4 protein-coding genes and 1 pseudogene are annotated in these 3,086 nt (G+C 59.8%); all 5 read left to right on the top strand.

Translation table 11 applies throughout. The annotated features are described in order from the left end of the window. The coding region (locus JF70_RS08325) for a hypothetical protein (RefSeq protein WP_231578970.1) at positions 1–568 on the top strand (568 nt) is incomplete at its 5' end. Positions 569–571: 3 nt separating this feature from the next. Then, positions 572–1,012, top strand: a complete 441-nt coding sequence (locus tag JF70_RS08320; RefSeq protein ID WP_045936256.1) for a YbjN domain-containing protein — start codon at positions 572–574, stop codon at positions 1,010–1,012. Positions 1,013–1,085: 73 nt separating this feature from the next. Further along, on the top strand, positions 1,086–2,318 hold the full coding sequence (locus JF70_RS08630) for an FHA domain-containing protein (RefSeq protein WP_156149676.1): 1,233 nt from the start codon (positions 1,086–1,088) through the stop codon (positions 2,316–2,318). A gap of 88 nt (positions 2,319–2,406) precedes the next feature. Continuing rightward, positions 2,407–2,539: pseudogene (locus tag JF70_RS09050) on the top strand (dihydrodipicolinate synthase family protein); the annotation flags it as partial. Then, positions 2,539–2,739 carry a hypothetical protein gene (locus JF70_RS09120; RefSeq protein ID WP_045936254.1) on the top strand — a complete coding sequence of 67 codons (201 nt, stop codon included), beginning with the start codon at positions 2,539–2,541 and terminating at the stop codon, positions 2,737–2,739. The pseudogene JF70_RS09050 and the gene JF70_RS09120, both read left to right, overlap by 1 nt. The last annotated feature ends 347 nt before the right edge of the window (positions 2,740–3,086 follow it).

Below are 3,086 nucleotides of genomic sequence, written 5' to 3'. Positions count from 1 at the left end.
GGGAAGGACGAACCCCGACAATGCGAGATGGGAAGAGACCAACATGAACGGCACTGATATAAAACCGGAATCGACGATGGGCGGCTTGCCGACGCTGAGCGAGAAACTGTCGGAAGGGCTCCCGGCCCCTCTTGCCCGCCTGGCTAAGATGCTCGGCCAGAGGGGCGTGCCCGTTTTCATTGATGCCGGCGGCGAGTCGGTTCTGGCCACCCTGCTCGAGGGTGAGGTGCTGTATACGCTGACGGCTGGTCTGGACTCCATCAGTTTCAGGAGTCTGTGGAGCCGCGGGTTCAGCTCGGCCCGGTACCGCGATGCCGCCGATGTCTGCAATGAATGGAACAGCGTTGCGGCGTGGACCAAGGCCTATGCCAGCGAACCCTCGGTGGAGGAAGACAGAGCCGTGCGGGTTTTCAGTGTCGGCCAGATTATGTGGGATGAACGAGAGGATGTCTTCGGGGCAAGGCTGGATGATTCGCTGAAAATCGTACAGGCCTTCTATGCCTGGTTGGGCGAGCAATACCCGGATCCCATACGTACCCCCAGCGGGCCCTATGGAAAGAGAGGCTGAATAGTGACACAGCGTGGTGTAGGACCGGCTGCCGTCGTCGACGATGACAGGATTAAGCGGTGGATGGATCAGCAGGATTTCCATGTCGAGTACTATGAGCATGCCTGGATTGGAATGTGGGCCAATATCATGCTCACATTCGCTATGGATGGCGAGCATCATGAGTATCTGGTGGTTCGTGGGACTGAGAAGGGCAGCCATCCGAAAGGACAGCGTGAGTTGCTTGAGGATGTCTGCAATGCCTGGAACCGGGACTATGAGGGGCCGGGTGCCTATTTGCAGAGCTCCGAGGAGGGCCTGGTCTTCCGCACGGTGTTCGTGGTGAACTGTCAGGGGGGCATGGATGATGACCAGTTTGATCGCCTGATGAAGTATGCGATGGCGGGGTCGGACGGTTTCCTTGGCTTTGCCCAAGGGCAGCTGTCGAAGATAAGGATGAGCTAGGGTGAAGTGCAGGGTCAGGCGTGACCGTGCTTCCGGGGCATGCACGCTGGCGGTAAACCCCACTCGGGGCGAAATGCCTGACCTGGCGCTGGCTCAGGTTCTGCTTTCGGGAAGGTATGTGGATTACCTGGTTCCCTTCACTTATGAGGGGGATTTGCGAGAAGCCAGGTTCTACTATGATTTGACCGGAGCCACACCCCTGGGCCGTGTTCTGCGGCATGGCATGGCCGCTGAGCGGTATGCCGGGGTCTTGCAGGCCATAGGGGATGTGGCTCGGGTGTGCGCGGAGGAGCGCGCGGTTCTGCAGACGGTGCTCTGGCATCAGGATTATCTGTACTTTGCCGGTGACGACACGGTTCCGCGAATGATACAGGTCCCCATCGTCGATGGGCCCCGTTTCGATGCCAGTCCTCTTTCCCTGCTTTTCAGGCTCAGCAAGGTCGACACTGGCGCTTTTGGGCATCCGGAGTGGTCTCGGTCGGTTGAGACGTTCGTGCGAACAAACAAGGAGTTCGACGCGGATGCCTACCATGCCATGCTGGCATCGATCCTCCCGGCAGGCAGATTCCGGACCCTGCCGGGGGGTGATGGCGCCAGCGCCGAGTCCTCGGGCTCTGAAGCCCGGAGCCAGGTTGGTGCCGGGACGGGCCCATCCGGCACGGATCCGACCGGGGACCATGCGGGTGAATCCCATGGCGATGAAGATGAGTACTACTCAGAAACGATTCTCAAGCTGCCGGAGGAGGGAGCTGCCACGGAGGCTCCCTCTGGGTATCGGGCTCTGGAACCCGATGACAATCCGGGAATCCGACTTTCGGATGAGGGCAATGATGGGGACACCGTTCTGGGTATGTCCCCTCATCCAGACCGGGATATATGCGGGGCGGGTGAAGCCTCCGGCGTTTCCGGTGATGAGGGGCCGGCCAGCCTCAACATGAGTAGGAGGCCCCGCTTCCGTGTCACCAGAATCCGAGATGGATACCGGGTGAATTGCAGCCAGAATACGGCCACCATAGGCAGATCCGCCCAGGCTGACATCCATATGGGCGGCAACATGAACGTAAGCAGGATACATGCCCAAATCCGCCGCCTTCCTGGTGGCGGGTTCGAGATAACAGACCGGCATTCCTCCAACGGAACCAGGGTGTCCGGCCGTCTGCTCGCCCCTGGTGAAACTGCTCCTGTCGGTCCCTCGGGCGCCTTCTCTCTTGCTGATTCCGACTTCATAATCGAGGAGCTTGACTGCGAAGGGGCGACGGGATCGTGGAGCGGTTCCCCATCCTCTGGCCTGGGAAGTGGTGTGTGATGGCTGTTGGTGTTTCTGGTTCCTTGCGGCTTCCTGTGGGGGGGGGGTCCTGGCTGGAGAGCGCGGCTTCGGCTGTGTCGCGTGTGGTGCCGTCGTGGATGCTGTCGATGTGCCGGTGATCTCGGGTGCGTTCCAATGACATGGCGCATACGGTGCGTATGGTGGAGATGATCCAGGAGGCAGGGGCGGATGCGCTGCTGGTGGTTGTGCCCTACTGTTCGTGGCTTTCCCGGAGGAGGAGCAGCTGGGCGTGGACCTGCTCATGGTCGGTTCCACTAATGCCGAGGTCCCCGGCTTTGAGGTCATTGCGGATGGATCGGAGGTTGACAAGACGGGGATCCTGACGGTTTCGAAATGGGCGGAGGGAGCCAAGTTCTTGGCTGTGTCTTCGTCCAAACGTATGAGCATACCCTGCTGTTGATGGAGGGATTCGGGCGCGGAGTGTGGTCATCTGCAAAAGCTGCCGGTCTTTATATATATGCGACGTTCGACAACGAGGGGGTTGAAACTCGTTTCCCGCGATGCGGGAAGACCCTCTGTACGGGACCGTTACCGGCGGAATCCGTTCCGTGGCCAAAGACGATGTAAATGCCTTGAAGTGTCGGGACTATAATCAGAATAAAGGCGGTGTCGGGCGGAAGACGTCGGTGTCTGAAGGCCGTGGTTATTTGAAGCCTTTCTCACCATTGGCCGGGTCCTTGGGTCCCGTGCTAGCGAAGGTGCAGGGCGAAGGGTGAGTGGTGGTGATGTCTGAGTCGAGCAGTGGGG

It is taken from the genome of Bifidobacterium mellis, from assembly GCF_000967265.1.
In the GTDB taxonomy this organism is placed as follows: Bacteria; Actinomycetota; Actinomycetes; order Actinomycetales; family Bifidobacteriaceae; genus Bombiscardovia; species Bombiscardovia mellis.
The sequence above is the reverse complement of the archived record's forward strand: the minus strand, read 5'-3'. Positions and strand labels throughout refer to the sequence as shown.

Bases quoted from the DNA above. Each gene is read 5' to 3' on its own strand.
- JF70_RS08630 (WP_156149676.1), top strand. From the start codon at position 1,086: ATGCCTGACCTGGCGCTGGCTCAGGTTCTGCTTTCGGGAAGGTATGTG.